This window comes from Spartobacteria bacterium UBA695 (assembly GCA_002298145.1).
In the GTDB taxonomy this organism is placed as follows: domain Bacteria; phylum Verrucomicrobiota; class Verrucomicrobiia; order Chthoniobacterales; family Chthoniobacteraceae; genus UBA695.
The window spans coordinates 124914-151784 of record DBMP01000006.1 but is presented as its reverse complement, the minus strand read 5'-3'; the positions used below and the strand labels follow the sequence as shown (position 1 = coordinate 151784).

The window sequence follows — 26871 nt, the reverse complement described above, 5'->3', positions numbered from 1 at the left end:
CTACCAAGGTTCCCGGGCGGGAGAGGCTTTCTTCTGGAAAAAGCATTCTTGCGCTGGCCATGACCGAGTGCTATGCAAAACGCCTTCATGGCCACGGAGGTAAATTTTTTTAAAAAATAGCATTTTTGCAAAGAACATGGGACAGGGTTCCCATTTTCTGAGCCAGGCTGGCGACAATGAAAAGAAACGAACGATGCATACCCGGGGATCGGACCGCCCATCAATGGAGCGGCTACCGCGCGCGGGCTAAAGGAGATGCCACCAGGGCAGGACGCCCGCTGTTTCCGACATCTCCAGGCGGCGGCTCGCCTCAACAAGTGGCATGTCGCATGCATGCCTATGAAATTGTACGTTCTTTTTGCCGCGCTCGGGCTTTTTGCCAGCTTTTGGAAAGCGAGCGCGGCGACGGTAAGCACCTGGACTTGGACCGGCGGCGGTTCCAGTACTTTGTGGAGCACCATTGGAAACTGGTCTCCCTCCAGCGCACTCTCCGGGACGGTCGCGCTTTCCTTTAAGGGCTCGGCTGGAACCACCAACTCCAATGACATAAAGTCGCTGACTGTATCCAACGTAGCCGTTAGCAGCACCTCGGCTGCGTGGAATTTCTCCGGCCACGCGATTACGCTGACGGGGAGTATTGCGGTCAGCGGCTCCAATGCCGTTGTCTGGGCTATCAACACCGTGCTGGCCCCGTCGTCGTCCTGTATTTTTCAGACAAACGGCGGCACGCTCACCGTCTCCGGCGTTCTTTCCGGAACGGGTCGCCTGCAGACCAAAGGCTCGGTGATCTTGAGCGGTTCCAATACATACTCCGGCGGAACGTTGCTCAGCTCGGGGATCATTCGTTACGATAATCTCAACGCTTTTGGTTCGGGTACCCTAACCATTGCTTCTTCCTGCACCGTGCAGGCCGGTGTGTCGGGAACGCTCGCCAATGCGGTGAGCAATATAGGTACTTCCTGTCTCGTGGATACATTAGGTAATACCGCGACGTTTAGCGGGGTGATCTCGGGTGGCGCGTTCAGCAAAATTGGATCGGGTGTGTTGATTTTGACCAATGGGGCGAACAGTCAGACGGAGACCAAAATCATGGGGGGCATGGTTGAGTACGATGCCATTGGAGCCATAGGCAGTAAAGTGACCTTCACTTTGGGAACCTTGCGGGCCGGGGTCTCCGGGACCGTGTTGTCTGGCGGCATTAACGTCACGTCGAGCGGTAATATGATGATTGATACTCAGAATTACCAAGTAACCGTATCTGGAATGCTTACGGGTGGCCAAGCGAGCTTGACCAAGATCGGCACGGGGACGCTGGTTTTTTCCAAAAGTTCGACCTACGCGGGCACGCTTTGCATTGCCGAGGGAACGCTCGGCTTTAGTGACGCTGAAGCGCTCGGAGTGGGGGACGTCAGCTTCACGGGAAACTCTACTTTGCTGGCGGGAGTCTCCGGGGCGCTGCAGCTTGCCAGCTTGAACGTTGATGCGGGCGTGACCGGTACATTTAACACGGCGGGCTACGCGGTCTCGACTTCGGCGGCGGTCATGGGCTCGGGCACGCTGGCGGTGACTGGCAATGGACTGTTGGAGCTCACCAATGGCGAAAATACGCTCGGTGGGGGATTGGTGGTCTCCGGCGGAACACTGCGCCTGGGCGATGGTACCGGGGATGTCAGTTTCACTGCCGCCACGCTTTCCATCGTCAATAGTGGGGTGATGGAATACACCACTTATTCCACCGGCACGATTGCCGGGAATATCTCGGGAACCGGCTCACTGAAGGTTTCCGGCCCGGGAATCTTGATTCTGAGCGGCAGCAACACCTACTCGGGCAGGACGGTGGTGAGCCAGTCGGGGCTTTCGGTTTCGGGCTACTTGGCAGCCAGCGGTGGGATCGACTTGCTGGCCGCGACACTCGCTGGCAACGGCACCATTGCCGGAACGGTGTCGGGCTCGGATGGGACCATTGGGGGACACTTGACCATTGGGCAGGTCAGCCTTGGTGGTACGAGTTGTTTCTCCGGGACCACCTCGGTGTCGGGCAATGTCAGCGTTGCCTCGGGCACGGCCACGGTCAAGAGCGGTGCACAGGTGTCCTCCTCGGCGGTGTTGAGTGTGAGCGTGGGAGCCTCCTACGTCAATGAGGGCAACACTTCGGCGGCGGCGGTGGGGGTCGATGGAACGATGATCAACAACGGTATTTTGAGCGGGCCGGTGAGCGTGACGGGGCGCTTGAGCGGGACGGGGGTCATTAACGGTGCGCTGACGATTCGCAACGAGGGGGTGCTGGCTCCGGAAAGTGGAACGGCTACGCTTGCGGGAGGGCTCGTTGTTGAAAGCGGCGCGAAGGTTTCCCTGCAAATCACAAGCACCGCCCACGACCAGATTGTGATCCAAGGCGGGTCGGTGATGTTGCAGTCGGGGAGCATCCTGGATCTCGTGCTGGACGGCTCGCTGAAGGCCGGGGACGTGCTCGTCCTCATCAGCAACCACGGGGGCTCGGCGATAAGCGGGACCTTTGGCGGGTTGCTGATCTCGGGCACCGCCGTGAGCCTTGCCAACAATACCTTTCTCTACAACGGCGCCCAGTATCTCCTGGTCTACAATGCCAATGGCACCAGTAACGATCTGGAGTTGGTGATGGTGCCCGAGCCCTCGGTGGGGATTATGCTGCTGACGGCGATGGGCCTGCTTGCGGGGCTGGCCCGGCTCCGTGGCGCTGCTGGCGCTTGTTGAGGTTGGCCGCTTTCGCGGGGCGCGCGGCGGCCAGAAACGCGGGTACGTCCCGACGACCGCACCGCGCGAAATCCTCGCGAAGCGTGGCCTGGATTTCGGCTTCGTCCTGGCCGGAAACGGTTTTGAGAAACTCGGCCAGCGTGCGGGCCCAGGTGTCGAGGCTGATGGAATCGGTGCGCTTGAGCCGCGCGTAGGCCCAGTCGGTAAAGGCCATGAAGGCATGGAAGGGGGATGCGCCGTCGGCTGCCCAGAGCCGTTGGACGGTGCCGGGAAAATTGCCGCTGTTGGCTGCGTGGTCCCAGTATTTCGCGAACCGGCGTAGCCGTTGCATGGTGGAAAAATCAAGGTCGCGGTTGGCCAGCAGTTCGTAGGGGGCGTCGTCGGCGTAGATCATGCCCCACTCGGCGGTGTGCCGGGCGATGGGCGCGCCGCGCAAGCGCTTCAAGATGCCGACCTGAATCTCATGGGGCCGCAGGGCGAGAAGGCGATCGAACCCTGCGGCGAAGCTCTCCAGCGATTCGCCCGGGAGGCCCGCGATCAGGTCGGCGTGCAGGTGTGCGTGGGTATGATCGCATAACCAGACCAGGTTTTCCTCCAGCCGTGCGTAATCCTGGCGGCGATGGATGCGCTCGGCCACTGCGGGGTTGAAGGTCTGCACCCCGGCTTCGAGCTGGAGCGAGCCGGGAGGGAAGGCGGAAAGCGCGCCGCGCAGTTCGCCGGGGACGCGGTCCGGGACGATCTCGAAGTGCAGGAACAAATCCGGGTCCAGCCGTTGGTGGAAGAAGTCGAGAATGGCCAGCGCGGTGGGGATGTGGAGATTGAAGGTCCGGTCGACGAACTTGAACTGGCGCGCGCCCCGCCGGTAAAGGGTCTCCATTTCGGCCAGGAACGGCTCCAGAGGGAACGCCCGCACGGGGGCTTCGAGTGACGAGAGGCAGAATTCGCACCGGAACGGGCAGCCGCGCGAGGCTTCCACGTAGAGGACGCGGTGGGCCAGGTCGTCGCCATCGTAAAGCGCGTAGGGCATTTGCAGCGCCGCCGGATCGGGCAGCTCGGCTTGGATGAAACGGGGCAGGGGGGCTGCGCCGGGCTCCAGCAGCGCGCGGCAGATTTGCGGGAATGTCAGGTCGGCCTCGCCCGCGACGATGTGGTCGGCCAGGGCGCAGATTTCCTGCCGGTCGGCCTCGTGGCTCACCTCTGGCCCGCCGAGCACGAGCGGGATCTCCGGCGCGACCCGCTTGAGGAGCCGCACCAGCTCCAGGCATTGCCGGGCGTTCCAGACGTAGACGCCCAGGCCGATGAGCGCGGGCCGGTGCTCCAAAATGCGCTCCAGGATCTCCATTGGTCGCTGGTTGATGTCGAACTCGGCGATGCGCGTCCGTTCGGCGAGGTCGCCCATATTGACCGCGAGGTAGCGCAGCCCGAAGGCGCTGTGGAGGTACTTTGCGTTGAGGGTGGTGAGGAGGATCGGCTGCGGCACAGCTCCTTTGTCCGGCAAAACGGGGTCCAAGGCAAGCGGCGGCTTTGGCGTGGACATTTTGCGGAGGAGGAGGTTACCTCAAGGGAGCTTTCATCTACCTATGACCATGAACCTTTTCAAGCGGCCGATCCGTCCGGCCTACATTATTCTGGCGCTATGCCTGCTCCTTTTCGCGTGGAAGACCAGCCAGCTCGGCTCGATGCACCGGGAACTGGAGTCGGCCTTGCGCGAATTGCAGCCGAGCAAGCCGCTGACGATGGAGCTTTTTATTCGCGATTACCTCTCTGATCCCTTCGGCAAGGCGGCCGGTTTGTCGCAGCGGCAGTTGCAGCTGGCCCAGCAGATTTCGGCTCGCGTGCCGGGGTACGAATCGGCTACGGCCTGGCGCGGGGATGCTCTGGGCGTCGCGTTCATTACCGTGCTTTATCTGCTCTTTATGCGGTTCCGCTCTCGGCTGCCGCTGGAGCGCTGGCGCGGGGCGATCCGGGGCTGGGTGCAGCGGCTGGCCATCCGTATGGCGCCTCTCATTGCCGAAGCCCGCCGCCGTGCCGAGGAGCAACGCCAGGGACGCCCCGCGGGCGGTTTCGGACAGGCCCGGCCCGGTGCGGCCGCCTCGGGAACTGTTTACGATGTCGTGGCCTGCCCCAGCTGTGGTCAAAAACTGCGCCTCCCCTCGGGCAAAGGCGCGCTTCGGGTAAAATGCTCCGGCTGCGGGGTGCAGTTTGAGGCGCGGACGTAGACGAATTGTACGAGCCTTACCCCACCCGCTGCATTGCGCAGAGCTTCGCATAAAGTCCATTGCGCTCGATCAGTTCCTCCGGGGTGCCGATTTCCGCGATGTTGCCGTCCTGCAACACCAGGATGCGCTGGGCGTTGCGAACCGTCGAGAGCCGGTGGGCCACCACGAAGGTCGTCCGGCCCTGCATGAGCCGTTCGAGCGCCGCCTGCACCACCGCTTCTGAAGCCGTGTCGAGTGCCGAGGTGGCTTCGTCTAAAATCAGCACGCGCGGATTGCGGATCAGCGCTCGGGCAATGGCGATCCGCTGCTTCTGGCCGCCCGAGAGCCGGGCTCCGCGGTCGCCGATCATCGTATTGAGGCCGTCGGGCAGCTTTTTCACGAACTCCAGTGCGTTGGCATTCTCCAGCGCGGTGATTACCGCCTGGTCGGAGACGTTCCGGCTGCCGTAGAGAATGTTGTCCCGCAGCGTGCCGTGGAAAAGGAGGGTCTCCTGCGTTACTACGCCCAGCGAACGCCGGTAGCCGCGCAGGTCGATGTCGTTCATATTGCGCCCGTCGAGCAGAATCCGCCCCGAACTGGGCCGGTCGAACCCGAGCACCAGGTTCATCAAGGTCGATTTCCCCGCGCCGCTCGGGCCCACCACTGCGAGCGTCTCGCCTGGCTTGACCTCCAGGGAAAAATCGTTCAGCGAGCCGCGCGTCGTCCCCTTGTAGGTAAAGGAAACATTCTCAAATCGAAAGCCCCCCTCCACGCAGGTTACCGCCGCCTTGCCGATATTCTGCTCCAGGTCGGGCGATTCGAGCACTTCGCCGATCGAGCGAACCGACTCGAAGCCGCGCGTGATACTCGGGATCATATTGGCGAGCATCATTACCGAATTGCTGATCGAGACGAAAAAGGAGGAAACCATTACCACGTCGCCCGCTCCGAGCGGGATCACCCCCGTGATCGCCGCCCAGCCGCCGACAATCACGCTCATCATGCTGAATATATTGAAGGCCACCCACGTCACCCCGCCGAACACCGCGTTTTGCAGGTCCAGCCGGAACCCGGCGGCCTGCACCTTGCCGAGCTTGCGCGTCGCCCGGGCGATTTCCGTCTCCTCCGCCGCGTGGGCCCGGGTAATCGGGATCATCTCGATCATCCCGTTGACCTGCGCTGCCATCGTCTCCACCTCTTGGCGAAACTCCCGGTTCCCCTTGCGCAGTGTCTCGGTCAGAAACATCCGCAAACCGCACGCCACCGGCACCATGATGAGGAAAACCAGCAGAAACTTGGGCGCGCGGATGGCGGTGATGATCACAGAGGAAAGAATGGCCGTGGCCGCGCCGTAGCCCCCTTCGAAAAGTGTGCGGCTCATCTGGTCCACCGCCTCCACATCGCGCAGCACCTTGCTCTGGAGCGCCCCGGTGCGGCTGTTCTTGAAAAACGAGATCGAAAGCAGCTGGAACTTCCGGACAATCGCCGCCCGCAGCTCCGCCTCCACGCTCCGGGCCACTTTGCTGATTTCCCGCTGGTAGAGCCAGTGCATGGGGATGTTCTGGACCAGGGCCAGGGCGACCACTGCTCCGTTGAGCGCCAGCGAGCGGAAGGGATGCTCCCCGGGGTGCTGCACCAGATTGACCACATTGGCCGTGATTACCGGCATGATCCAGAGCGGCGAGGCCTTAATGGCGTAGAGAATGCCTGCTAAGAGCAGTTTCCAGACATTATTGCCGTAAAGGCTGATGACCGTGCGCCACGGTTTGGCGCCACAGTAGTGGTTTTCAAGAAATTCGGCGATGGATTTGGAGGCGATTGCTTCCATGGAAAGGAAATAGGTCGTGGAATTAGGTTGTGAAGCCTTGATAGGAACTTGAGCGAAAAATGCCAGCGCATTCCTTCGCTACCTCGGTATTTTTACCTCCGTTCGCTCTTGCAGATTCCCGCGGGCTGGCTAGTCTCGGGCCGATGAACTCGACTCCGGTATTTCTCGCGTTGGGTGTGGGCGTCATAGGGCTGCTGGTTGTAGCATACGTCCTCTTTAACTTCTTCAGCATCTGGGTAAGAGCATGGGCGAACCAGGCCGATGTCGGGCTCTTCGATATGATCGGGATGCGCCTTCAGGGGATCCCCGTCGCGCTCATCGTGGATGCGAGGATCATGGCCATCAAAGCCGGCATGGATATCGACCTCAAATCCCTCCAGCTTCACTACCAGAGCGGCGGCAACGTGCCCCAGGTCATCCTGGCTCTCATCATGGCCGACCGCGCGGGTATCGCCCTCGACTTTAACCGCACCTGCGCCATCGACCTCGCTACCAAGGGCACCGGCAAGACCGTCCTGGAAGCCGTGCAAACCAGTGTCAACCCGAAGGTCATCGACTGTCCCAACGCCGCCATGGGCCGCACCAGCATCGACGGCGTGGCCAAGGACGGCATCGGCGTCAAAGCCAAGGCCCGCGTCACCGTTCGCTCCCACCTCGACCGCTTCGTTGGCGGCGCGACGGAGGAAACCATCATCGCCCGCGTGGGCGAGGGGATCGTGAGCGCCATCGGCTCGGCGGATTCCTATAAAGAGGTGCTCGAAAACCCCGACCGCATTTCCAAAGCTGTGCTTTCCAAGGGGCTCGATAGCAATACTGCCTTTGAGATTCTCTCCATCGACATCGCCGACGTCGACGTGGGCGACAACGTCGGTGCGAAGCTCCAGGCCGAGCAGGCCGAGGCCGACAAACGCGTGGCCCAGGCCCGGGCCGAAGTGCGCCGCGCAGCCGCCGTCGCCTCCGAGCAGGAAATGCGCGCCCGTACTCAGGAAATGCGCGCCAAAGTGGTCGAGGCCGAGGCCCAAGTGCCCCAGGCCATGGCCGAAGCCTTCCGCTCGGGCAACCTGGGCGTCATGGACTACATTCGGATGAAAAACGTCGAAAGCGACACCCAGATGCGAACCTCCATCGCCGGGGGCGACCGCTCCAGCTCTGGCGGCGACGAAAGCCGTCCCGTCCAGGGGGCCTAGCCGCGCCCGCCCGAGCGCAAACGCCGTCCCCAACCTTTAAAAACAGGGGAGTTTCACCATGGAACAGCTTATTTTCGTGCTTATTCTGGGAGCGCTCGCCTTGGGCAAGCACTTCCTGGAGCGCGGCGGAAGCTTTGGCGGGGATTCGCCCGACGACATCCCGAACCCGCCTCAGCGCCGACGTCCCATCGAGCCCCGCCCGCCCGCCGCCATGCCTGGCAGTGGCGAGACGGAAGAAGAACGTATGCGCCGTTTCATGGAAGCCCTGGGGCTGCCCCCGACCGCCCCTCCGCCCCAGCCCAAACCGGCGGTCCAGCGCCCGATCGAGCCCCGCCCCGCCGCACCGACGCCCGCTGCGCAAATGCCGCAGCAACCCCGGCCCTCGCGGCCTAATCCCCGGCATCTTGGCGAACCCTTCGGGCGGCCCATGGCCCCGGTATTTCGCCGTCCCAAGCTTCCGCAGCAGCCGCGGCCCGGCCCCGCTCCAGCGCCAGAGGTACGCCGCCCCGAGCCTGCCCCGGAGCCTGCAAAGGCCCCCATGGTTGCGCCGATGAGCGAGAGCGCCCCGGCCATGCAAGTCGCCTCCTTGGAGCGTCTTCCGGATAGCGGAGGTGCTGTAGAACTAGCGGCTGCCGGTGTCGAATCGAGCGCTCGGTTTGCCTCCGCTAGGCGGGGGGGCCAGAGTTCCCGGGATATCGCCGCATTGAAGCGAGACCTGCGGGACCCGGCCGCCTTGCGCAGGGCAATTTTGCTTCGGGAAATATTGGGGCCTCCAAAGGGCTTGCAATCCGCGAGCGGTCCCTCTATTTTTCACCTCCCCTAACGGGAACAAGCCAGCGTGGCGGAATTGGCAGACGCGACGGACTCAAAATCCGTTATCCTCTAAAGATGTGTGGGTTCGAGTCCCACCGCTGGTACTTCTTGAGAGACAATTATTCGAATTGGTCCGGCTGAGTGTTGACCAAAAATTGACTGATTCTGAGGTTTACCCCTGCTGGGTTGGTCCAGGGACAAGGTCTCGCGAGACAAAAAGGGGGCGACCATCTTCCGAGAATCGCCCCAATCACCATGGCCTGCCCCGCACATCTCAGCAATAGTGCGGTCCTACTCCTTGCGGGCAATCTCCTGAGAGGCTCGGTTATTTCGATTCGTCGTTGAACCTCTTGAAGATGTTTAGGCGGCTTTCCCGGGCGAATGACTCCAAATTGCCCGTATTGTCGGAAGATTTCCATGCTATCAATTTCTCACCGTCGTAGGCTTGGATTACCCAGGATTTGATAGTGTATCCCTGCTCATGATGTTCCCCGATAGCTTCAAGGTGCAGAACGTGCATTTTCGAACGGCATTCAAATTGCGCCACTCCTTTCCGGGAGTCTTTAAAAGTCATGGATGCGCTACTGCAATCCAGCAATGCATCGGCGGTTTTATCTCCAAAGAAAAAACAGACTAGCTGAACTGGTTTTACTTGCCCAAATACGGAGACGGTACAGTTGACCGTTCGACGGCTATATAGATCGCGTTCGTACGATCCATAATCGGTTTTCCAGGTATCACTTTGATGATTTCCCGTCGCTCCGCTGCTGGCTTCCATGGTAATACTTACGGCGTTACTTTGTGCTGGCTGCTGAGCCGTCATTTTTGCTGCTTGTTGAGCCCTAAACTTTTCCATCATTGCGGCCTTGCGCTCTTCAAGTGTCGGCGTTGGACTCGGGATCGGTGTCTGTGAAAAGGCCGAGGCGGTCAGGCACAGCAAGAAAGCGATCCCTCTTTTCATGCCGGCTTTTTATCTTTCTTGTTACGAGTCGTCAGTAATTTTCCGTAAGATTTGTGAATTACTTTTTATTTGAGATAGATTTCTGGCTTGGTCGCTTGTATCTCCTGCTTGTGGGAGCGGGGATGGCGGCCGCGCAGGTGTCTGTGGATAGTCCCTTGGTAGTTCTTGGGATGATAAGGTTCTATCCTTTCGCGGACGTTGGCTTTTTTGTATCCCCATCATGCAGACCAACGGGATCGTCGAAACGCAAGGAGGACTTCGACTTTGATGCGCATGTGGTAGGGGGGCCACATGGGTTTTCATACACGGCTACACAGTAATTCCTTCGCGCCACTCGCCGTCGATCATGAGGGTGATTGGCACTGCTGGCAGACCGTGTTGATTGTTCTGAATCTGGCTGATGAGGAACGAAACTGCTTCTTTTCCCAGGGATTTCGGTTTCTGCCAGATACCGCAGCAGTCGCCCCACTCCGGGCTATAGTCGAGCGCAGCTACATCAATATGCCTACGGAGATATCGGAGGTTGTTTTTCAGCCAGTCCTTCACCTGGATATGCATGGTCAGGATGACGTCCGGTTTTTCTTTTTGGACCCACGCGGAGAGGACGTCATGAGGGAATTCATTTGCCGGAAGATAGAGAGGGGTGGGCCGGGCCGATAAGGGAAGTCGCTCGTGAAAAGCTAGGTAGCCTGCCGCCCAGTGTCGGTCCATTTGGTTGTCCATAAACGTAGTAAGCACCAGACCGATTCTCCGGTATCCGGCGCGGCGGAGATGTCGGCAGGCCTGAAAACTTCCCTGGTAATGATTGTGGGCGACCCGGTGCAGAGCGGGACGGGAAACGGAGTAACCTAGCGCAACGGCGGTATAGCTATGCAGAGGCCAAGGCAGGTGGGTTTTGCTTTGTTTGGAAGGGCCAAGCAGCAAGCCTGAGATGGCTCGTGCGCGAAATATCTGGGCCAGACGCGTCGCGCTCATCCCAGGAGCATATATATTAAAAGATTCCACCTGATAGCCCATTTCATGAGCCCTCTGCCGCACTCCTGTGAGGTACTCGATTTCAAACGCGGAGGGGTTGGAGATATCGGACCGCCTATCGAAGGATACATAGGCCAGCACGGATGAAAACTCCGGTTTTTTGAGGGCACGCTTCTGCGCCATCAGCGCGGATACCAAGGGATTGGGCCTGTAACCCAGTCGCTGCGCAACGCGTTGAATTTCGTCCCGGGTGGAAGCCGCCACCTTGCTGGAGTTTCTCAAGGCCAGCGCAACCGTGGTGAAATGGAAACCACATTCCCGAGCGATGTCGCGGATGGTCGTTTGCGTATCCATATCTACGTGTAGGTATCCTAAACGATTGCGAATGGTATGGCCACAGCTAAGTTCTCACTGCTTTCCCCCCCCCCGCCGCGAAAACCAGGCATTCCGCTTAAAAGAACGAAAACCCTCGCTTCCCCCATCCATGAGTATTGATCGACAACTCCATCGATTACGCCACCATGCCGCGCTCTGTGCTGGGCTTGCTTCAGCTTTCCTCTTTGCGTTGAGTGGCATGAGTCTGGCGGGGGCGCCTCTGCCAGAGCCCTCCACCATTAAACTCGATGGCCCTTGGAAGTTCGCTATTGATTCCCAGAAGAATGGTGAGGCTTCCGGATGGGCGAAGCCGGAATTTGATGATAGCGCCTGGGCCGTTGAGCAGGTCCCGGGCAAGCGGTCCGATCTGGGAAAGATGTGGTACCGCCGCGTGGTGACGATTCCCGCAAGTTGGTCGGGTCAACCGCTGATGATCCAACTTCCAGCGGTGGACGATTGCGACCGCACCTTCTGGAATGGCCGCAAGATTGGCGCTCTTGGCAAAGCGGACTTCCAGAACCCTCGCGTGTATGCGATCCCGGCGGACGCGATCAAGTGGGGGGAACCGAATGTCGTGGCGATCGAAGTAACCAATGACTATGGGGACGGCGGATTCGGGGCAGGCGCAGCCAATATTCTGAAGCCGGGGCCTTTTATTCCCGTGAAAGCTGCGGACGCTGATTCCACCCCGGCCCTCCTCCCTTTGGAGGTGACCAAGGATCTGGCCGCGAAAATCGGCAAGAGCTGGACGCTGGGCTGGCGCGACGAGGGAACTTCGGATACACGCCCCGACCTCCAGGTCCGCGCCGGGCCGTCGGCGGGATCGGACGCCCTGGGGTTTGGCGTGCGTTTCCCGAATGCCAACGGCGAGTTTGTGAATTGCACTCTGCCGCCGTCGGTCATCGGCTCCGTCTGGGATTCGCGGCATTGTGACTATATCCGGTTCGACTGCCAAACCAATGACACCGAGGGGGAAATGCGCCTTTATCTCAATGGCGGCAACTATCTATGGAAGAAAGGGACCGCTGGATATGGCGCGTCTTTCCGTGTCAAACCTGGCGGGTGGACTACCGTAGTACTTCCGTATTCCGAGTTTGTCATCCAGACTCCGGGCAGCATCAACTTCATGCCGGACGCGAATACCGTCCGCGGCTTTTCGCTCGGCTACCGCGATCACGAATTGCAGCGCCCGGGCGAAATCCGATTTGCCAACTTTGCGGTGGGCCGCTTCCCCAATGCCAACAAAGTAAACCTCCCGCTGGATGGGATCTGGCGATTTTCGACTGATCCTGAAAATAAGGGCTTCACTGCGGGGTGGCAAAATCCTGAATTCGACGACTCCGCCTGGCTGCCGATGGTTGCAGGCATCTCCTGGCAGCGCCAAGGTCAAAAATACGATGGGGTCGCTTGGTATCGCCAGCAGCTCTTCGTTCCGGCGGAGTGGACGGGACTGCCGCTGCGCTTGCGCCTTGGTAAAGTGACCGATCACTTCAATCATGCGGAAGTCTTTCTGAACGGCAAATCGTTGGGCCGTACCACAAAAGCGGACAAGAAGCTCGACTTCAAGGTTCCGGCGGAAGCATGGCACGCAGGGGCTCTTAATACGTTGAGTGTTCGCGTCGAGGATAACAAATCCAACACAGGGGGCCTGCTCGTTGGTCCCTTTGATGTCAAACCGCTGCCGGTATGGACGGAACTTCGCGAGACCGGTTCCGGTGCCAAGTCGGTCTTGCCCGCTTCTTTCGATCCGGGTCCACTGCCGGGGCGAAAAAAATACAACTTCATTTTCCACATCCCCAAAATCTGCATCTCGGGCCAGAATCTCAAAATCGCCTACGAACTCGGCGATTGTTTTTCGCGGGTCATCGCACGTGGAGAAACGGCGCTGAAAGCCACCGACCAGCCCTATATGGAGGCGGTCGTTTCTCTCACCAGCGAAGAGTCCCGGCGGCTTTACTTTTCGGAAGGATTCGACTCCCACGTGCAGGTGCTATCCGCTGAAGGAACTGTAGTATTCGCAGGCGCGGAACGGGGTATGGCTCTTTCCCTGGCCTCTCGTGACCAATACGCCGCACCCAACCTGCCCGAGCAGTGGGAGGAGACTCCCTACGGCCGTTTGAAGCTGGTTGACGTGGTGGATGCCGGTGTCGATGCGGGTTCTCAAGAACATCCCTACAAAGAAGGAGGCGTCCGTGCGGGCTGGGTCGGCCGCCGCGCGTATGCCACCTGGCAAGAGGGGATTCGCGTGAATGAATTTCAAGGCCGCAAATACCGTGAGGCTACCAATAACGAGTGGTTCGCCTATCGGCTTGGGCGCGGGATCATCGACCCGAACAAAGCCTACGTGGTTCGCATCGAATACCCCGAAGACAAGACCCGCTACTGCCCGATCAATGTCGACGCAGGCCGGAATTATCAAGGCCTCGGATTCAAGACCGGGGTCTCCACCACGGATGTTTTCGATAACTATCCGCTGCGTCAAAAATATGATTTTTACGATCTGCTCGTGAAGCCGGATCAACTGACCTATGGCAGCGGCGGCAGCCGAACCGTGCCCGTGGATAAAGGGTTTTGGATCTTCTTCTTCGACACAGGACGCGCCTACGTTCCCCAATACTCCGCGGGTAGCGCGGTGAGCCAGATCCGTCTCTACGAGATTTCCGATTTGGCGGCGTACAACCCCAAAGTGCGCTTGCCCGAAGGGCTGCCTCAACGGATTTTCATGGCCGACTGGGAACGGGAGCCCGAGGCTATCGCAAAAGACGTGGTGGCTCATGCGCGATTCTCGGGATACAACGCCATTGCGCCTTCAATTCTAAAGTGGGGTTCGCTTGGATTCTGGCATGTCACCGGCATGAATATTCGTCCAGTACAGGGCGTGCGCGAGCCTCTCCCCGACACGGATGTAAGCCCCTACGAAATCTATCTTGATGCGACGCGCGAGGCCGGAATGAAGATCTTCCCGCGGCTCGAATACACCGGCACGGAGGATATTCCGAAGGACCAGCGGGCGATCGGGCCTGAAGGTGGCCCGGCCAAGCCCAATCGTTTTGCGACCTGGTGCGCTGATTTGCTGCGGCCGATGGTCGCCAAGGAGTTTTCCACCATTACCAAACAAGTGATCGGAGATTTTGTTGGGAAAAATCCGCAGATCGCCGGCATTTTATTTCGAATCCGGAGCGACCGGCTTCCCATTAGCTATAGCCGTTACGACGTTGAAATGTTTGCCAGCGAAACCAAAACGGCGATTCCTCCGGATCTTAACGACGCGGCTCTGGCGAAATGGGCCAGCTCGGGTCCTGCCAGCAAGGCTTATGAGGGATGGTGGCAGGCGAAGCGGCGTGACTTTCACCGTTCGATCCTCACCGATCTCAAAAACTATCGCCCCGACCTGAAGATGCTTTATTACAATTGGGATGTCGACGGCTGGGAACTTGGTAGTTATTCAAAGACGCCCCAGGACTACACCGACTTTTACAATGTCGACACCAGCATCGATTACTACAAACGGGCCGAGGCCTTTCAGGCCAAATTTGCTCCGGCGGACTATGCCGCCATGGTGCGCGAAGGGAAGCCCGTGGATTATAAATTACATGCGGAACTTTATTCCGGAATGCCCGATTTCGGGCTGCTTGGGGCGATCAACTTCCACTACCTTGCGGATAATTCTGAATATGTCAACGTCTTCCGGACTGGGGATAATCTGGCCCTTTCAAAAATGTATAATTACGAGGAAAAGGCGCGCTCAAACGTGCAGGGAGATAATTATGAATCCAGCGAAATGGCGACGGGCGGCCATGATTTTGCCATGGCCGAACAAGTGCTGTCGGTCTTTCACGGCGATCCCTTCATCTTAACCGAGACAACCTACACCTATGGCCAGGGCTTTCTCGACATGCACCGCAAGTTCGCCCAAGCCTTTCTCGCGCTGCCTGCGTCTCCAGGCAAGGTTGTGGAAAATCCCTCCAGCAGCGCCGAGCCTGACCTTCGCGTGCGGCGTTACGATACCAAGAATGGCGTATATTTGGAAGTGGTGCACAAGGGTTACGATCCGGCTCACTACGCATTGAGTATTCCCGGCTCCTGGACCGGCAAGGAAGTCGTCGCTGATCTTGTTTCCGGGAAAAATGTTCCCTCCAAAATCGAGAGTGGGTGCCTGGTTTTTGAACTCGAGACAGCCCCTGTTTCGTTGAGCAGCTTCCTCGTAAAATAAACCGCTCGATCACCTGCTTTTGTTATCACTATATCATCCTATGAAAGCCCCTATTGGCTATACGACAATTGCCGAAAACTTCCGGACGTTTTTATTGGCGTCTTTGGTGGCATTTTGCCCAATGCTCGGTCACGCCGCCGATGGAAACCTAGCTCAAAACGGTTCGCTGGTGGGTTTAAAAGATTCCGATAACTACGAGCGACATTTCATCTTTGGCATGGGCACCCATCAGAATTCAGATCCTGATTCTCTGAGCGAGTTGAGCCAGGCCGGAGTGATGTCCAACCGGGACGATTTTCAATGGAAAGACTGCGAGACAACGAAAGGAAAAGTCACGGTACCAGATTCGTTTGGGAACTACATTGAGCGTTGTCGTGCTTACGGAATGACCACCGTTTGCATTCTCGATTACAGCAACCAATTGTATGAAAACGGCGCTTTCCCGAGATCCGAGGAAGCGGTGGCGGGGTTCGCCCGCTACGCGGAGGCGGTCGTAAGAAACCTCAAGGGAAAGGTAAAATACGTTCAAGTGTGGAATGAGTGGGACGGCGGTTGCGGCATGAGCGGAAAGGGACACGGCGATGCTGAAAGCTATGCGAAACTGCTCGCCGTGGTGTATCCCAAGATCAAGGCGATCGACCCGTCCATAGTGGTGATATCCACCTCCATTTGCAGCGGAGACGCCTTTCTCGAAAAGAGCCTCAAACTTGGGATGCTGAATCACTGCGATGCGGTTTCGCTGCACACCTATATTTACAGCAATCCCAAACAGACGTTGGAGACGGATTGGTATCAGAGGATGCAGAACGTCGACAAGATGCTTCGTGAGGCAAACGGCGGAAAGCCCTTTCCGCTATACGCCACCGAGATCGGTTGGCCAACGCACATCGCTCCCAATGGATCTTCCGAGGAAAGCTCTGCCGACTCCATGGCCAAACTATACTTGCTAGCCATCTCCTTTGATTACATCAAGGGACTCTGGTGGTATGATTTCCGCGACGACGGGTGGAACCCTTCCGACTGCGAGAATAACTTTGGAATGGTCAGACATGACTTCACCCCGAAGCTTTCCTATTTCGTCTACAGAGACCTCACTCATTATCTTAAAGATGCAACCTGGGTGGAGCGCCTGGACGCAAAGGATCCCCATGTTTGGGTCATGAAATACAAAAAGGCCGATGGCAAAATTGTGTTGGCCGCATGGAGCGAATCCCCGGATGAGGATGCGCAGATCACTTTTACAAACGTCGAATCCGCCTGTCCTGAAGTGAACACTTGCCATTTGGGTTACGGGTCGCTCCGGCGTAGCTTTGTGAAGGGTGCAGGAAATGATCTCCCAACCTTCAGTCTTATTTTAAAGGGAGCGCGGCCATGGGTGCTGGAGGGCGATCTTGACAACGTGCTCATTGCTTCGATCACAAAGCGCGAATTTCCAGAGTCGAAGCGCCCCGTAAAATCAGTCGTTCCCGCTATCGGAAATGCTGTTTCTGAACCGTTCTGAATGCATGTGGATTGTCCGTGGGGCCTCTGTTTTTCACTAGCAAAATGGTCCGATTCACTGATGCCTCTTTGATCTTCAAGGTCGCCTTCCCGGTCGAATTCCTGATGTCCAGGATCGGCTGGCCATTGTAAGCCGCCAGCAGCCGCCGCTGGTATTCCTTGTCCACCTGACCCGGTCTATCCTTCTGTAAAGATTGCGTATTTGGATGCTGAGAACGCCATCCTTCGTTCCCGTTGTCCAAGTAGGTTCCTGAAATGGCTGATGTCCTGCGATGCACACCGTGATCAATGTCATACATTCAGTTGGCTAATTTTTCTCAATGAGCTCTAGGAGAGCAGCGTATTCGACTTTTTATCATTTGCTAAAATCTAGCGTCGCTTTCACCTTAACAAGTGATTGATCGAGTCTTTGTCCTGATTTTTGCCGAAAGCTAAACACATTGCTGCTCCGTGGCATGAGGCTTGCTAACAGGTTGGCTCGAGATGAAGTTCACGATATTTTCAGTCATCATCCGGTCCTGCCAGACCGAGTTTATATCATAGACCGCCAGCGGCGAGTTCCTTCCTGGGCGCGATTCCGTGCCCGTTCCACATTCTCTATTCACCGATCCGCATTCACAGCGGAACCCAATCGGTAAAATACCATCTTTTGCCTTGGGCCATCCCGTGCCTGTCGCGAATCGGCGTGTGAGGTGTGTTGTCTTTTTCAGTCCGTATAAACAATACCAAAACTAAAAACTATTTATAGATATGATCATTGGAGTTCTCAAAGAAATCAAAGCCGAAGAAAACCGCGTTGCCCTGACCCCGAGTGGGGTTGATGTGCTGGTGAGCCAGGGGCACAAGCTGCTCGTTGAAAAGGCGGCTGGAATCGGTTCTGGCTTCGCGGACGAAGAATACCAGGCGGCCGGTGCCGAACTGGTAGCGACGCCTGCCGAAATTTACGCCCGCTCGGAAATGGTGATGCACGTTAAGGAGATCATGCCCGCCGAGTATTGCTACCTGCGCAAGGGCCAGATCGTCTTCACCTACCTCCACCTCGCCGCTGATGAGCCGCAAACCCGGGCTCTCATGGCCAGCGGGTGTATCGCCATTGCCTACGAAACCATCCAAACCGCCGATCGCCGCCTGCCGCTCCTCCAACCGATGAGCGAAGTGGCCGGGCGCATGGCCGTGCAGGAGGGCGCGAAGTATTTGGAAATGATCGAGGGCGGGCGCGGTGTGCTCCTCGGCGGCGTTCCCGGCGTGGAACCGGCCAAGGTGCTTGTCATCGGCGGCGGCATCGTCGGCACCAACGCGGCCAAGATGGCCTGCGGCCTCGGTGCTGATGTCACGCTGATTGACGCCAACCTTGAGCGCCTGCGTTATTTGAGCGACGTGCTGCCCGCCAACTGCAAGCTTGTCATGTCGAGCCCGCTCACCATCCGCGAGCTGCTGCGCGAAGCCGACGTCGTCATCGGCGCGGTGCTCATCCCCGGGGCGAAGGCTCCGAAGCTCGTCACCCGCGAACACCTCAAACTGATGAAGCGCGGTTCGGTGCTCGTGGACGTCGCCATCGACCAAGGCGGCTGCTTCGAGACCTCGCACGCCACCAAGCACAGCGACCCCGTCTACACGATCGACGGCGTCATTCACTATGCCGTGGGCAACATGCCTGGAGCCGTCGCCCGCACCTCCACTCTTGCACTGACCAACGCTACGCTGCCCTACGCGGCGAAGCTGGCGGGCAAGGGTTGGGTCGCCGCCCTGCGCGAAGACGAAGCGCTCGCCAAGGGCCTCAACGTTTGCGACGGCGTCCTGACCTACGCTCCCGTGGGCGAGGCGCTCAACATCCCCACCAAGCGCTGGGAAGAAGTGGTGCCACAAAGCGCCTAATCACATCCAACCGTAATTAACTTAACCGCAACACCCAAAGAAATATCCATGACGACCCAAGCTTTCTCCACTGTTTTGAAAGAAGAAGATTTGGCACGGCTCAACTACCCCGATGCGCCGCTGATGAAGACCTCCATTCCGGGGCCTCTTGGCGCGGCAAACTTGCAACGTTCCATGAAAGTGGAATCGATGGCACGGGGCGCGGGCAAGTTTCCGTTCGTTTTCGCTTCCGGTAAAGGTTCCACCGTGAAGGACCCGGACGGCAATGTACTCATCGATATTTCGGCGGGGGTTGCGGTAAGTTCCGTTGGCCGCTGCAATCCCCGAGTCATCGAGGCGATTCAACAGCAGACCAAGGAGCTGATGCACTCCAGCGACGTGAGCAGCGTTCGCCGCACGGAGCTGGCCGAGAAGGTTGCCTCCATCATGCCGGGCGGGTTGAAGAATAACTGTATTAGCTATTTCACCCAGTCCGGCAGCGGCGCGGCGGAAACGGCGCTGAAGTTTATCAAGGCCATCACCGGCCGTTCGCAGGTTGTCGCCTTCCACGGCGCTTACCACGGCGTCTGGACCGGCTGTGGCAGCCTCACCACGGGCGAACGTTATCACTATAAGAACACCCATATCCCGGATGTCATCCACGTTCCCTTTCCCTATGCCTACCGGAGTCCGTTTGGCCGTCAGACGCAGGAGGAATGCGAGGAAATGTGCGCCAACTACCTCGACTACGTTCTCAATACGCCGTACACCGGCGCGGACGACGTGGCGGCGGTAGTGATGGAATCGATCCAGGGTGAGGGAGGCTACCTCCCGCCTTCGCCGCGCTTTGTCCAGCGCGTCAAGGAAGCGTGCGAGAAACATGGCGCGCTCTACGTGGCCGACGAAGTCCAGGCGGGCGCGGGACGTTCCGGAAAAATGTGGGCTATTGAATACGCCGGAGTCACTCCTGATGTGCTTCTGTGGGGTAAGGGCATGGGCGGCGACGTTCCGATGGCAGGCTGCACCTTCCGCCGCGATCTGGTGGAAAAAATCCAGGAAGGCTGCCACCCCAACACCTTCGCAGCCAACGGCATCGGCGCGGTGGTCTGCATGACCAACATCGACATCATCACCGAGAACAATGGCGCGCTGCTGGACCGCGTGGCCGCGTTGGGCGCGGAAACTGTGGAATACCTGCGCGGCTCCAACGCTCCCTTCATCGGCGAAGTACGCGGTCGCGGTTTCATGATGGGCATCGAACTGGTGGAAGACAGCAAGACGCGTCAGCCGCTGGCGCAGGAAAAGATGGGCGCTCTGCTTGGCAAGCTGCTCAACAAGGGCGTTATTCTCGTCCCGTGCGGACGCTACGGCAACGTCCTGCGCTTCATGCCATCTTTGACCATTACGAAGGAGTTGCTCTTCAAAGCCTGCGACCTCCTTGTCGAAAGCCTCAACGAAGTCGCCACGGGCCGCTAAACACGGACCCCCTCAACATGCTCAACTTCACTTATTTCAACCCCGTTCGCATCCACTTCGGAGCAGGGACCATCGCCCGGCTGGCAGAGGAACTGCCGGGCGATGCTTCGGTTCTGCTGGTCTGCGGGGGCGGTTCCATCCGCAAAAACGGCGTCTACGACCAGATCGTGGCCGCCCTCGGTGAGCGCAAGCGCACGGAATTTTTCGGCATCGAAGCCAATCCGCATTACAGCACCTGCCTGAAAGCCATTTCGGCCGGTCGACAGGCGGGCGTGACCCACATCCTTGCCGCAGGGGGCGGATCGGTCATCGACGCTTCGAAATTCATCGCCGCCGCTCTCCGGCTGCCGGAGGGAACCGACCCCTGGGGCCTCGTGACAGGCGAGGTCCCGATGGCGGGGGCCCTGCCCATCGGCACGGTGGTCACCCTCCCGGCCAGCGGTTCCGAAGGAAACTCCTTTGCCGTCATCACGCATGACGGTAAGGGAGAGAAGCGGGTCTTCTGCCACCCGGCCCTCTTCCCCGTGTTTAGCATCCTTGATCCCGCCGTGACGGACTCGCTGCCGTCGCGTCAGCGGATCAACGGCATTGTGGATACGTGGATGCATATTATGGAGCAATACTTGACCTTCCCCAGCGACTCTCCGGTGCAAGATCGGCTCGCCGAAGGGCTGCTCCTAACGCTGCTTCGCGAGGGGCCTCGTTCCATAGAAAATCCCGCGGATACCGCCGCCCGCGCCAACCTGATGTGGGCCGCCTCGCTCGGCCTCAACGGACTGGTAGGAGCCGGGGTTCCGCAGGATTGGTCCACGCACTTTATCGGCCATGAGTTGACCACGCTCTTTGGGTTGGATCACGCCCAGTCCCTGGCCGTCGTACACCCGGCGCTGCTGACGCACTGCAAGGAAACCAAGCAGGAAAAGCTGCTGCAACTGGGTGAGCGCGTCTTCGGGCTCCGCGGCGCGGCCAACACCGCCGAGGCGGTCATCGATGCCGAACGGGCCTTCTTGGAAAAACTGAGAGCACCCACCCGGCTCTCGGCCTACGGCTTGAAAGAAGAACAAATTCCTGCGGTGGCGGCAAACATCGCCGCGGTCCTCCACGACATGAAGCTCAAAGGATTGGGCGAACATCAAACCATCACCCCTGAGGACGTAAAAAATATTCTGCGGCTCGCGCTCTAGGAAAACATGAAAACCTAAACTTGGAAGCTTCATTCAAAATGGAACATCAATCTTACTATCTCAAGCCCAAACCCCCGGAGGAAAACTTGCTGCAAAGCGGGGTCCTAGGGGTTGGGGCCATCACCTTCTTCGTCATCTCGGCCGCCGGTCCGCTCGTGGCCATCGCGGGCGGCATTCCCGTGGCCATGCTGCTCGGCAATGGCCCGGGAACCCCGGCCGCTCTGTGCCTCGTCGTGGCCGTTCTGCTCGCCTTCGCCGCGGGCTACACGACCATGGCTCGACACGTCACCAACACCGGCGGCTTCTACGCCTTTGCAGCCCAGGGCCTGGGCGGCGTCGTCGGTGGCGCGGCCTCGATGGTGGCGCTGGTGTGCTATAACTGTATGCAGATCGGGATCTACGGCATGCTCGGCGCAGCGGCGTCCGGGCTCTGTAAAGAGTGTTTTGGCTGGGACCTTTCCTGGTGGGCCTATGCCTACGTGGCCATGGCCTTGATCGGTTACATGGGCTACCGGAAAGTTGATCTTTCCATGAAAGTCCTCAGCTGGCTGGTGGTGGCCGAATATCTCGGCATCCTGATTCTCGACATCGTGATCCTCCACGCCAAGCGGGATAACGGCATCAACCTAACCTCATTCACACCATCAGCATTCCTTGGGGGTTCTGCGCCCATCGCGCTCCTCTTCGCCTTCACCGCCTTCATCGGTTTTGAGGCGACGACGATCTATAGCGAGGAAGCCAAGGATCCGGAGAAAACCATTCCCAAAGCCACCTACATCTCCGTCATCCTGATTGGAGCTTTCTACGCCTTCTCGACCTGGTGTATGGTGCTGGCCGCCGGTTCCGACAAGCTCGTCGATACCCTCAAGGGCCTGCAAGATCCCACCACATTCCTCTTCTCGCTCTCCGATCAATTCGCGGGAAGTGGCTTAACGCTCGTGCTGCGGATTCTCTTCGTCACCAGCGTTTTCGCAGGGTTGCTGGCCTTTCACAACGCCACGGCACGCTACTTCTATGCAATGGGCCGCGACGGCATCCTCCATGCCAAACTGGGGACCACGCATACCCAGTACCAGAGCCCGCATACAGGCTCGTTGCTGCAATCAGCGCTGGCCGTGATCATCGTCGCCATCTTTGCCGCCATCGGCTGCGATCCTGTGATGACCCTCTTCTCCTGGCTCACTAACGTCTGCACCCTTGGGGTACTGCTTCTGATGGTGCTCACCTCACTTGCTGTCATCGCATTCTTTCACAATCGCCCCGAGCTGAACGAAGGGCCGTGGCACACAAAAATCCTGCCTGTCATTTCTGGCATCGCCATCGCCGCAGTATTCGTCCTGGCGGTGGTGAACTTCGATGTCCTCACCGGCGCGTCCAGACATCTCTCCATCGGCCTCACAAGCATCGTCCCCATCGCGGCTATTATCGGAGCCTTGCGGGCCTCCTTGTTGCGTCGGTCTGAGCCGGAAAAATTTGCCGAACTCGGGTTCAGCAAACTCTAGTCGATTCTTGGTAAGGCGCAGCCCAGCGTGGGTGCGCCTTACCTACTAAGTAACACCAATAACCAACGACCACGAACTCATGCAAAAACAACCTCTAGGAGTCCTGATGGCCTGTCTGCTTCTCGCCCGGGGAGCGGCTTATGCCGAAACCGATCCATCCAAAGACGGCAAGGCCGCCGTGGAAACTGCCGCTGCACCTTCACGCATCCAGCTATCCGGATGGGTGGAGGGCGGCATCACGCTCAATCCGGCCAGCCCGTCGAGCCACGAAAACTTCGGCAACTACGTCAACGACCGCGCCAACGAGCCAATCCTGAACCAATTTGTCCTGCAAGCCGAGCGCCCACTCGATCCCGCCGCGCAGGGCTTCGACTGGGGCTTCAAAGCCCAGGGGCTCTTCGGTACCGACGGCCGGTATTACCACAACACCGGCGAATTCGACCGGACGATGCACGAGGGCTATCAATTTGCGCTCACGGAAGTCTACCTGAACCTGCACCTGCCGGTTCTCACGGAAGGCGGCCTCGACGTTAAACTGGGCCAGTTCCCGACCATCGAAGGCATCGAAGGCGTCCCCGCCGTGGTCAACACGTTCTACTCGCATAGCTACATTTACCACTACGGCGTGCCCGCCTATAACCTCGGCGGCATGGGGGTGCTACACGTCAATAAAACGCTCGACTTGTATGCCGGGGTGAATCGCGGCCTGGGAGCAGGCGTTACCGACAACAACAGCACAGCAGCCTTTGAAGGCGGCATCGGGCTCAATCTGCTTGAGGATAAATTGACCATCATTGCCGCCACCAACATCGGGCCGCAAATCCCCGATAACAACCACGATATGCGTTTCATCAACGACATTGCCGTGACCTGGAAGGCCACGGACAAGCTCACGTTCATGACGGACATCAACTACGATGAGGATACGAATAACACCGTCGGCCGTTGCTATGGTATTTCCCAATATGCGACCTATGCCTTCAATAACTGGCTTTCGCTCGGAGCGCGCGCCGAGGTCTTTCGTGATGAAAAAGGTGGATACGTTTTCCAACCTGGTTCCAGCACCGACTTCACCCACATAATGCGCGGCGAAACTGACAAGCTCGACTCCGCCACGAGTTTCGTCGGACCGGCTACCTACAGCGAATACACCGTGGGCATGAACATTCGTCCGCCAGCCTTTGGATGGCTCAAGGGCATCATCATCCGGCCCGAAGTCCGCTATGACCGCGCGCTTAACGGCACCAAAGCCTACGACGACGGCACTAAGGAAGACCAGTGGACCATCGCATGCGACGTAATTTTCGCCTTCTAGGCGGCCATCATTATCCATGAACGAGAAAGCTTAATAGTCTCGTTGTTCAAGCAAAAAGGACAGCCTGGGTTTTTTGGCCAGGTTGTCCTCCCATCAGGATTATTGTAAATCTGATCTCCTCCACCTCTAGGGTGGCTCGGAACATGGTAAAGAAGATTTTGATGAAGAATCGAATTCGTGGGAAAAGGGCAGGGGACTGGTAGTGCGCACGCGGTGGCGCGACAATACTATTTCAGCTTGCGCAGGTAGAAGCGCGCTACCCGGGTGGCCTCCTGCTGGTTTAGCTGTTATTGATGGCGCGCCAGTTGATTTCACTTGCTGCATCCGGGCTGGATTTTCACAATTAGGTGGCCGTTTGTCTGCATTTCATCAATTTCGTTTTTGAATTTCGACTATATGAGTCACCCCGCCACGGGCGAAAATGTCGCCTGACAAAGCGGTGAGAAATTGCCTTACCCTCTATAAAAGGTTGCTGGTCATCATTCGGTCGTAGAAAAGGAAATGCGAATCAACGTATTTACGGCTGGCGCTCTCGGGAGGTAGCCATTCGCGGGAATAATATCGAGGTCCGTAATGGCGAAGCGGAACGAAGGATTGTTATGCAATCGACCACTGAAAGGACCACGACGATGAAAGCGGTGCGAATTCATGCTTTCGGAGGGCCAGATATGCTCGCCTACGAAGACGTGCCCAGGCCTCAACCTGCAGAGAATGAAGTGCTCGTTCGGGTTAAAGCCGTCGGGGTAAACCCTGTAGATTGGAAAATCCGCGAAGGCTCTCTTGGACCACGTTCGTTTCCTTTTATCACGGGGGTTGATTTTTCCGGCGTTATTGAAGGTATCGGCTCGGCAACCAGTATGTTCCGCGTTGGCGATGAAGTCTTTGGACGGACCGCGAGCGGCAGTTATGCTGAATTTGCCGTGGCGCGGGTCGATCAAATTGCCAAGAAACCGTCGAGTATCACATATATTCACGCGGCGGCTCTTCCCGTTGCGGCGGTCACGGCCTGGCAGGCGCTTTTTGATGTGGGGCAACTTGAAGCAAACCAGACGGTGTTCATTCATGCCGCAACCGGTGGTGTCGGCGGTTTTGCTGTTCAGTTTGCGAAATGGAAAAAGGCGTATGTTATCGGAACTGCTTCGGCAGAGAATGCCGATTTCTTGGAAATGCTGGGTGCGGATGAAGTGATTGATTATCGTTCTGAGAAATTCGAAAATGAAACGTCTAATGTTGACTTGGTCTTGGACACCATCGGAGGTGAAACCCAGGCACGTTCGTGGGGGATGCTAAAACGGGGAGGAATGCTTGTTTCCATTGTTCAGCCGCCATCGGAAGAAACAGCGGCGGCTCACGGCGTCCGTTGTATGTTTTGGGTCAGCGAGGCAAAGAACGACGAACTTGTGCAGATTGCCGATCTTGTGGCGGATGGAAAAGTGAAAGTCTATGTAGAAAAAACGTTGCCTCTGTCGGAGGCCCGCCAAGCCCAGGAGCTAAGCCAAGGTGGTCATACCCGGGGAAAAATTGTCCTAGTTGTGCCGTGACCCTGCCAGATGTAAGATGTTTGCAACGCACCGAGGAAGAACACCTATGTCCGGCACCGCACAGTTTCCTAACGAACAGTCACCATCCGGCGAGTTCGAACGGCAGGAGGATTTTTTTCGTGGATGGGTTTCGGTGGACGGTCCATTTCCCTCCGTCGCCAATCGCTATCACCTTTACGTATCGTTGGCGTGCCCTTGGGCAAGCCGGACGGTAATCGTTCGAAAGCTTAAAGGCCTTGAAGCCGCCATTGGTATGACGGTTGTCGATCCGGTGAGGGATGACAGGGGCTGGGCGTTCCATGATGGACCGGGTTACAGCCTTGATCCCGTGAATGGTTTTGCCTATCTATCGGAAGCTTATTCCGCCACAGATCCGGATTACAACGGGCGTATAACCGTGCCGGTTTTGTGGGACAAGGTAAGCAAAAGAATTGTCAACAATAACGAGGATGCCATCTGCCGTATGTTTAACGATGGTTTTGCCGAGGTTGGATCTGGCAACGTAGATCTGTTTCCGCGCGACATCGAACCCGATCACACACAACTTGCGCAATGGATCTACGAGAATGTAAATAACGGCGTTTACAAATCAGGCTTCGCGACTACCCAAGCCGCTTACGAAGGGGCATGCCGCGCGCTTTTTGACGCGCTTGACACCCTAGATGTGCGCTTGGCTAGGCAACGCTACCTGTTCGGCGGCCGTATTGTAGAAGCAGACTGGCGGCTCTTTTGCACTCTGATTCGATTTGATGCCGTCTACTACGGGCACTTTAAATGTAACCTCCGGCGCATTGCCGATTATCCCAACTTGCAAGGCTATCTGATGGATCTGTACCAGCAGCCGGGGATTTCCGAGACTGTAAACCTGGATCACATCAAACGGCATTATTATATAACGCATCACGAAATCAACCCAACGGGGATTGTCCCCATCGGCCCCGAACTTCACCTTACGGGATCACATGGCCGTGAAGGGATGTAGAAATCAATTCAAACACAGAGGATTGGTACGGAAGTATCGGGGATCAGATGCTGAAGGTTTATTTTCGGGAATTAGCACCGCTGCCAAGGGTAGGGGATCTAGCCTTCGAAGCGGGTCGGCATTGCGGCTATGCCTCCGCCGGATTCCGACCCGCCCGGCCCGCCGGTGGTCCAGTGCGAGTCTCGTTTGAGTGGGCTTTTGCGGCCCTATTACCGCAAAGCCGCCTAAATTCGG

17 protein-coding genes and 1 tRNA gene are annotated in these 26871 nt (G+C 58.0%); 14 read left to right on the top strand and 4 right to left on the bottom strand.

Going from position 1 to position 26871, the window contains the following annotated elements; all coding sequences use genetic code 11:
• Window positions 1-339 precede the first annotated feature (339 nt).
• The gene (locus B2828_RS02530; protein ID WP_479632109.1) at window positions 340-2733 is read left to right on the top strand and encodes a beta strand repeat-containing protein; all 2394 of its coding nucleotides are present in this window, start codon (window positions 340-342) and stop codon (window positions 2731-2733) included.
• Here B2828_RS02530 and B2828_RS02525 read toward each other — a convergent pair.
• A complete protein-coding gene (locus B2828_RS02525; RefSeq protein ID WP_479632108.1) occupies window positions 2663-4270 on the bottom strand; it encodes a B12-binding domain-containing radical SAM protein in 1608 nt (535 codons plus the stop codon). The genes B2828_RS02530 and B2828_RS02525 overlap by 71 nt on opposite strands.
• 43 nt (window positions 4271-4313) lie before the next feature.
• Here B2828_RS02525 and B2828_RS02520 point away from each other — a divergent pair, with 43 nt between their 5' ends.
• The gene (locus B2828_RS02520) at window positions 4314-4952 is read left to right on the top strand and encodes a hypothetical protein (RefSeq protein WP_479632107.1); all 639 of its coding nucleotides are present in this window, start codon (window positions 4314-4316) and stop codon (window positions 4950-4952) included.
• A gap of 16 nt (window positions 4953-4968) precedes the next feature.
• On the opposite strand, the gene B2828_RS02515 is transcribed toward B2828_RS02520, so the two are convergent.
• Complete coding sequence (locus B2828_RS02515; RefSeq protein ID WP_479632106.1) at window positions 4969-6759, bottom strand: ABC transporter ATP-binding protein; 1791 nt, start codon at window positions 6757-6759, stop codon at window positions 4969-4971.
• A gap of 143 nt (window positions 6760-6902) precedes the next feature.
• On the opposite strand from B2828_RS02515, the gene floA reads away from it, so the two are divergent.
• The 3 genes from floA (at window position 6903) to B2828_RS02500 (ending at window position 8863) form a co-directional block, all read left to right on the top strand.
• The gene (gene floA / locus B2828_RS02510; protein ID WP_479632105.1) at window positions 6903-7946 is read left to right on the top strand and encodes a flotillin-like protein FloA; all 1044 of its coding nucleotides are present in this window, start codon (window positions 6903-6905) and stop codon (window positions 7944-7946) included.
• 58 nt (window positions 7947-8004) lie between these two features.
• A complete protein-coding gene (locus B2828_RS02505; protein WP_479632104.1) occupies window positions 8005-8769 on the top strand; it encodes a hypothetical protein in 765 nt (254 codons plus the stop codon).
• A 9-nt stretch (window positions 8770-8778) separates the two neighbouring features.
• Window positions 8779-8863: transfer RNA gene (locus B2828_RS02500), tRNA-Leu, on the top strand.
• A 221-nt stretch (window positions 8864-9084) separates the two neighbouring features.
• On the opposite strand, the gene B2828_RS02495 is transcribed toward B2828_RS02500, so the two are convergent.
• Both B2828_RS02495 and B2828_RS02490 read right to left on the bottom strand, forming a co-directional pair.
• Window positions 9085-9720, bottom strand: coding sequence for a hypothetical protein (locus tag B2828_RS02495; protein ID WP_479632103.1), 636 nt, complete (start codon window positions 9718-9720; stop codon window positions 9085-9087).
• 309 nt (window positions 9721-10029) lie between these two features.
• Window positions 10030-11049, bottom strand: coding sequence for a LacI family DNA-binding transcriptional regulator (locus B2828_RS02490; protein WP_479632102.1), 1020 nt, complete (start codon window positions 11047-11049; stop codon window positions 10030-10032).
• Window positions 11050-11179: 130 nt separating this feature from the next.
• Between B2828_RS02490 and B2828_RS02485 the strand changes: the two genes are divergently transcribed.
• From B2828_RS02485 to B2828_RS02445, 9 genes are all read left to right on the top strand, one after another.
• Window positions 11180-15283, top strand: a complete 4104-nt coding sequence (locus B2828_RS02485; protein ID WP_479632101.1) for a beta galactosidase jelly roll domain-containing protein — start codon at window positions 11180-11182, stop codon at window positions 15281-15283.
• Between the two features lie 40 nt (window positions 15284-15323).
• The gene (locus B2828_RS02480; protein ID WP_479632100.1) at window positions 15324-16784 is read left to right on the top strand and encodes a hypothetical protein; all 1461 of its coding nucleotides are present in this window, start codon (window positions 15324-15326) and stop codon (window positions 16782-16784) included.
• A gap of 749 nt (window positions 16785-17533) precedes the next feature.
• A complete protein-coding gene (gene ald / locus B2828_RS02475; RefSeq protein ID WP_479632099.1) occupies window positions 17534-18658 on the top strand; it encodes an alanine dehydrogenase in 1125 nt (374 codons plus the stop codon).
• A 75-nt stretch (window positions 18659-18733) separates the two neighbouring features.
• The gene (locus B2828_RS02470; protein WP_479632287.1) at window positions 18734-20113 is read left to right on the top strand and encodes an aspartate aminotransferase family protein; all 1380 of its coding nucleotides are present in this window, start codon (window positions 18734-18736) and stop codon (window positions 20111-20113) included.
• Window positions 20114-20130: 17 nt separating this feature from the next.
• Entirely contained in the window at window positions 20131-21297 is a 1167-nt protein-coding gene (locus B2828_RS02465) for an iron-containing alcohol dehydrogenase (RefSeq protein WP_479632098.1), read from the top strand.
• Window positions 21298-21335: 38 nt separating this feature from the next.
• Window positions 21336-22799, top strand: coding sequence for an APC family permease (locus B2828_RS02460; protein WP_479632097.1), 1464 nt, complete (start codon window positions 21336-21338; stop codon window positions 22797-22799).
• Between the two features lie 106 nt (window positions 22800-22905).
• Window positions 22906-24114, top strand: coding sequence for an outer membrane beta-barrel protein (locus tag B2828_RS02455; protein WP_479632096.1), 1209 nt, complete (start codon window positions 22906-22908; stop codon window positions 24112-24114).
• A gap of 599 nt (window positions 24115-24713) precedes the next feature.
• Window positions 24714-25655, top strand: a complete 942-nt coding sequence (locus B2828_RS02450; protein WP_479632095.1) for an NADP-dependent oxidoreductase — start codon at window positions 24714-24716, stop codon at window positions 25653-25655.
• A gap of 46 nt (window positions 25656-25701) precedes the next feature.
• Window positions 25702-26637: a glutathione S-transferase family protein gene (locus B2828_RS02445; protein WP_479632094.1), complete on the top strand. Its 936-nt coding sequence runs from the start codon at window positions 25702-25704 to the stop codon at window positions 26635-26637.
• Window positions 26638-26871 lie beyond the last annotated feature (234 nt).

Excerpts from the sequence above, each read along its gene's own strand:
- B2828_RS02495 (WP_479632103.1), bottom strand. The coding sequence starts at position 9,720 with ATGAAAAGAGGGATCGCTTTCTTGCTGTGCCTGACCGCCTCGGCCTTT.
- B2828_RS02460 (WP_479632097.1), top strand. The coding sequence starts at position 21,336 with ATGGAACATCAATCTTACTATCTCAAGCCCAAACCCCCGGAGGAAAAC.
- B2828_RS02525 (WP_479632108.1), bottom strand. The coding sequence starts at position 4,270 with ATGTCCACGCCAAAGCCGCCGCTTGCCTTGGACCCCGTTTTGCCGGAC.
- floA (WP_479632105.1), top strand. The coding sequence starts at position 6,903 with ATGAACTCGACTCCGGTATTTCTCGCGTTGGGTGTGGGCGTCATAGGG.
- B2828_RS02465 (WP_479632098.1), top strand. The coding sequence starts at position 20,131 with ATGCTCAACTTCACTTATTTCAACCCCGTTCGCATCCACTTCGGAGCA.
- B2828_RS02520 (WP_479632107.1), top strand. The coding sequence starts at position 4,314 with ATGACCATGAACCTTTTCAAGCGGCCGATCCGTCCGGCCTACATTATT.
- B2828_RS02455 (WP_479632096.1), top strand. The coding sequence starts at position 22,906 with ATGGCCTGTCTGCTTCTCGCCCGGGGAGCGGCTTATGCCGAAACCGAT.
- B2828_RS02485 (WP_479632101.1), top strand. The coding sequence starts at position 11,180 with ATGAGTATTGATCGACAACTCCATCGATTACGCCACCATGCCGCGCTC.
- B2828_RS02505 (WP_479632104.1), top strand. The coding sequence starts at position 8,005 with ATGGAACAGCTTATTTTCGTGCTTATTCTGGGAGCGCTCGCCTTGGGC.
- B2828_RS02445 (WP_479632094.1), top strand. The coding sequence starts at position 25,702 with ATGTCCGGCACCGCACAGTTTCCTAACGAACAGTCACCATCCGGCGAG.
- ald (WP_479632099.1), top strand. The coding sequence starts at position 17,534 with ATGATCATTGGAGTTCTCAAAGAAATCAAAGCCGAAGAAAACCGCGTT.
- B2828_RS02515 (WP_479632106.1), bottom strand. The coding sequence starts at position 6,759 with ATGGAAGCAATCGCCTCCAAATCCATCGCCGAATTTCTTGAAAACCAC.
- B2828_RS02450 (WP_479632095.1), top strand. The coding sequence starts at position 24,714 with ATGCAATCGACCACTGAAAGGACCACGACGATGAAAGCGGTGCGAATT.
- B2828_RS02530 (WP_479632109.1), top strand. The coding sequence starts at position 340 with ATGAAATTGTACGTTCTTTTTGCCGCGCTCGGGCTTTTTGCCAGCTTT.
- B2828_RS02490 (WP_479632102.1), bottom strand. The coding sequence starts at position 11,049 with ATGGATACGCAAACGACCATCCGCGACATCGCTCGGGAATGTGGTTTC.
- B2828_RS02480 (WP_479632100.1), top strand. The coding sequence starts at position 15,324 with ATGAAAGCCCCTATTGGCTATACGACAATTGCCGAAAACTTCCGGACG.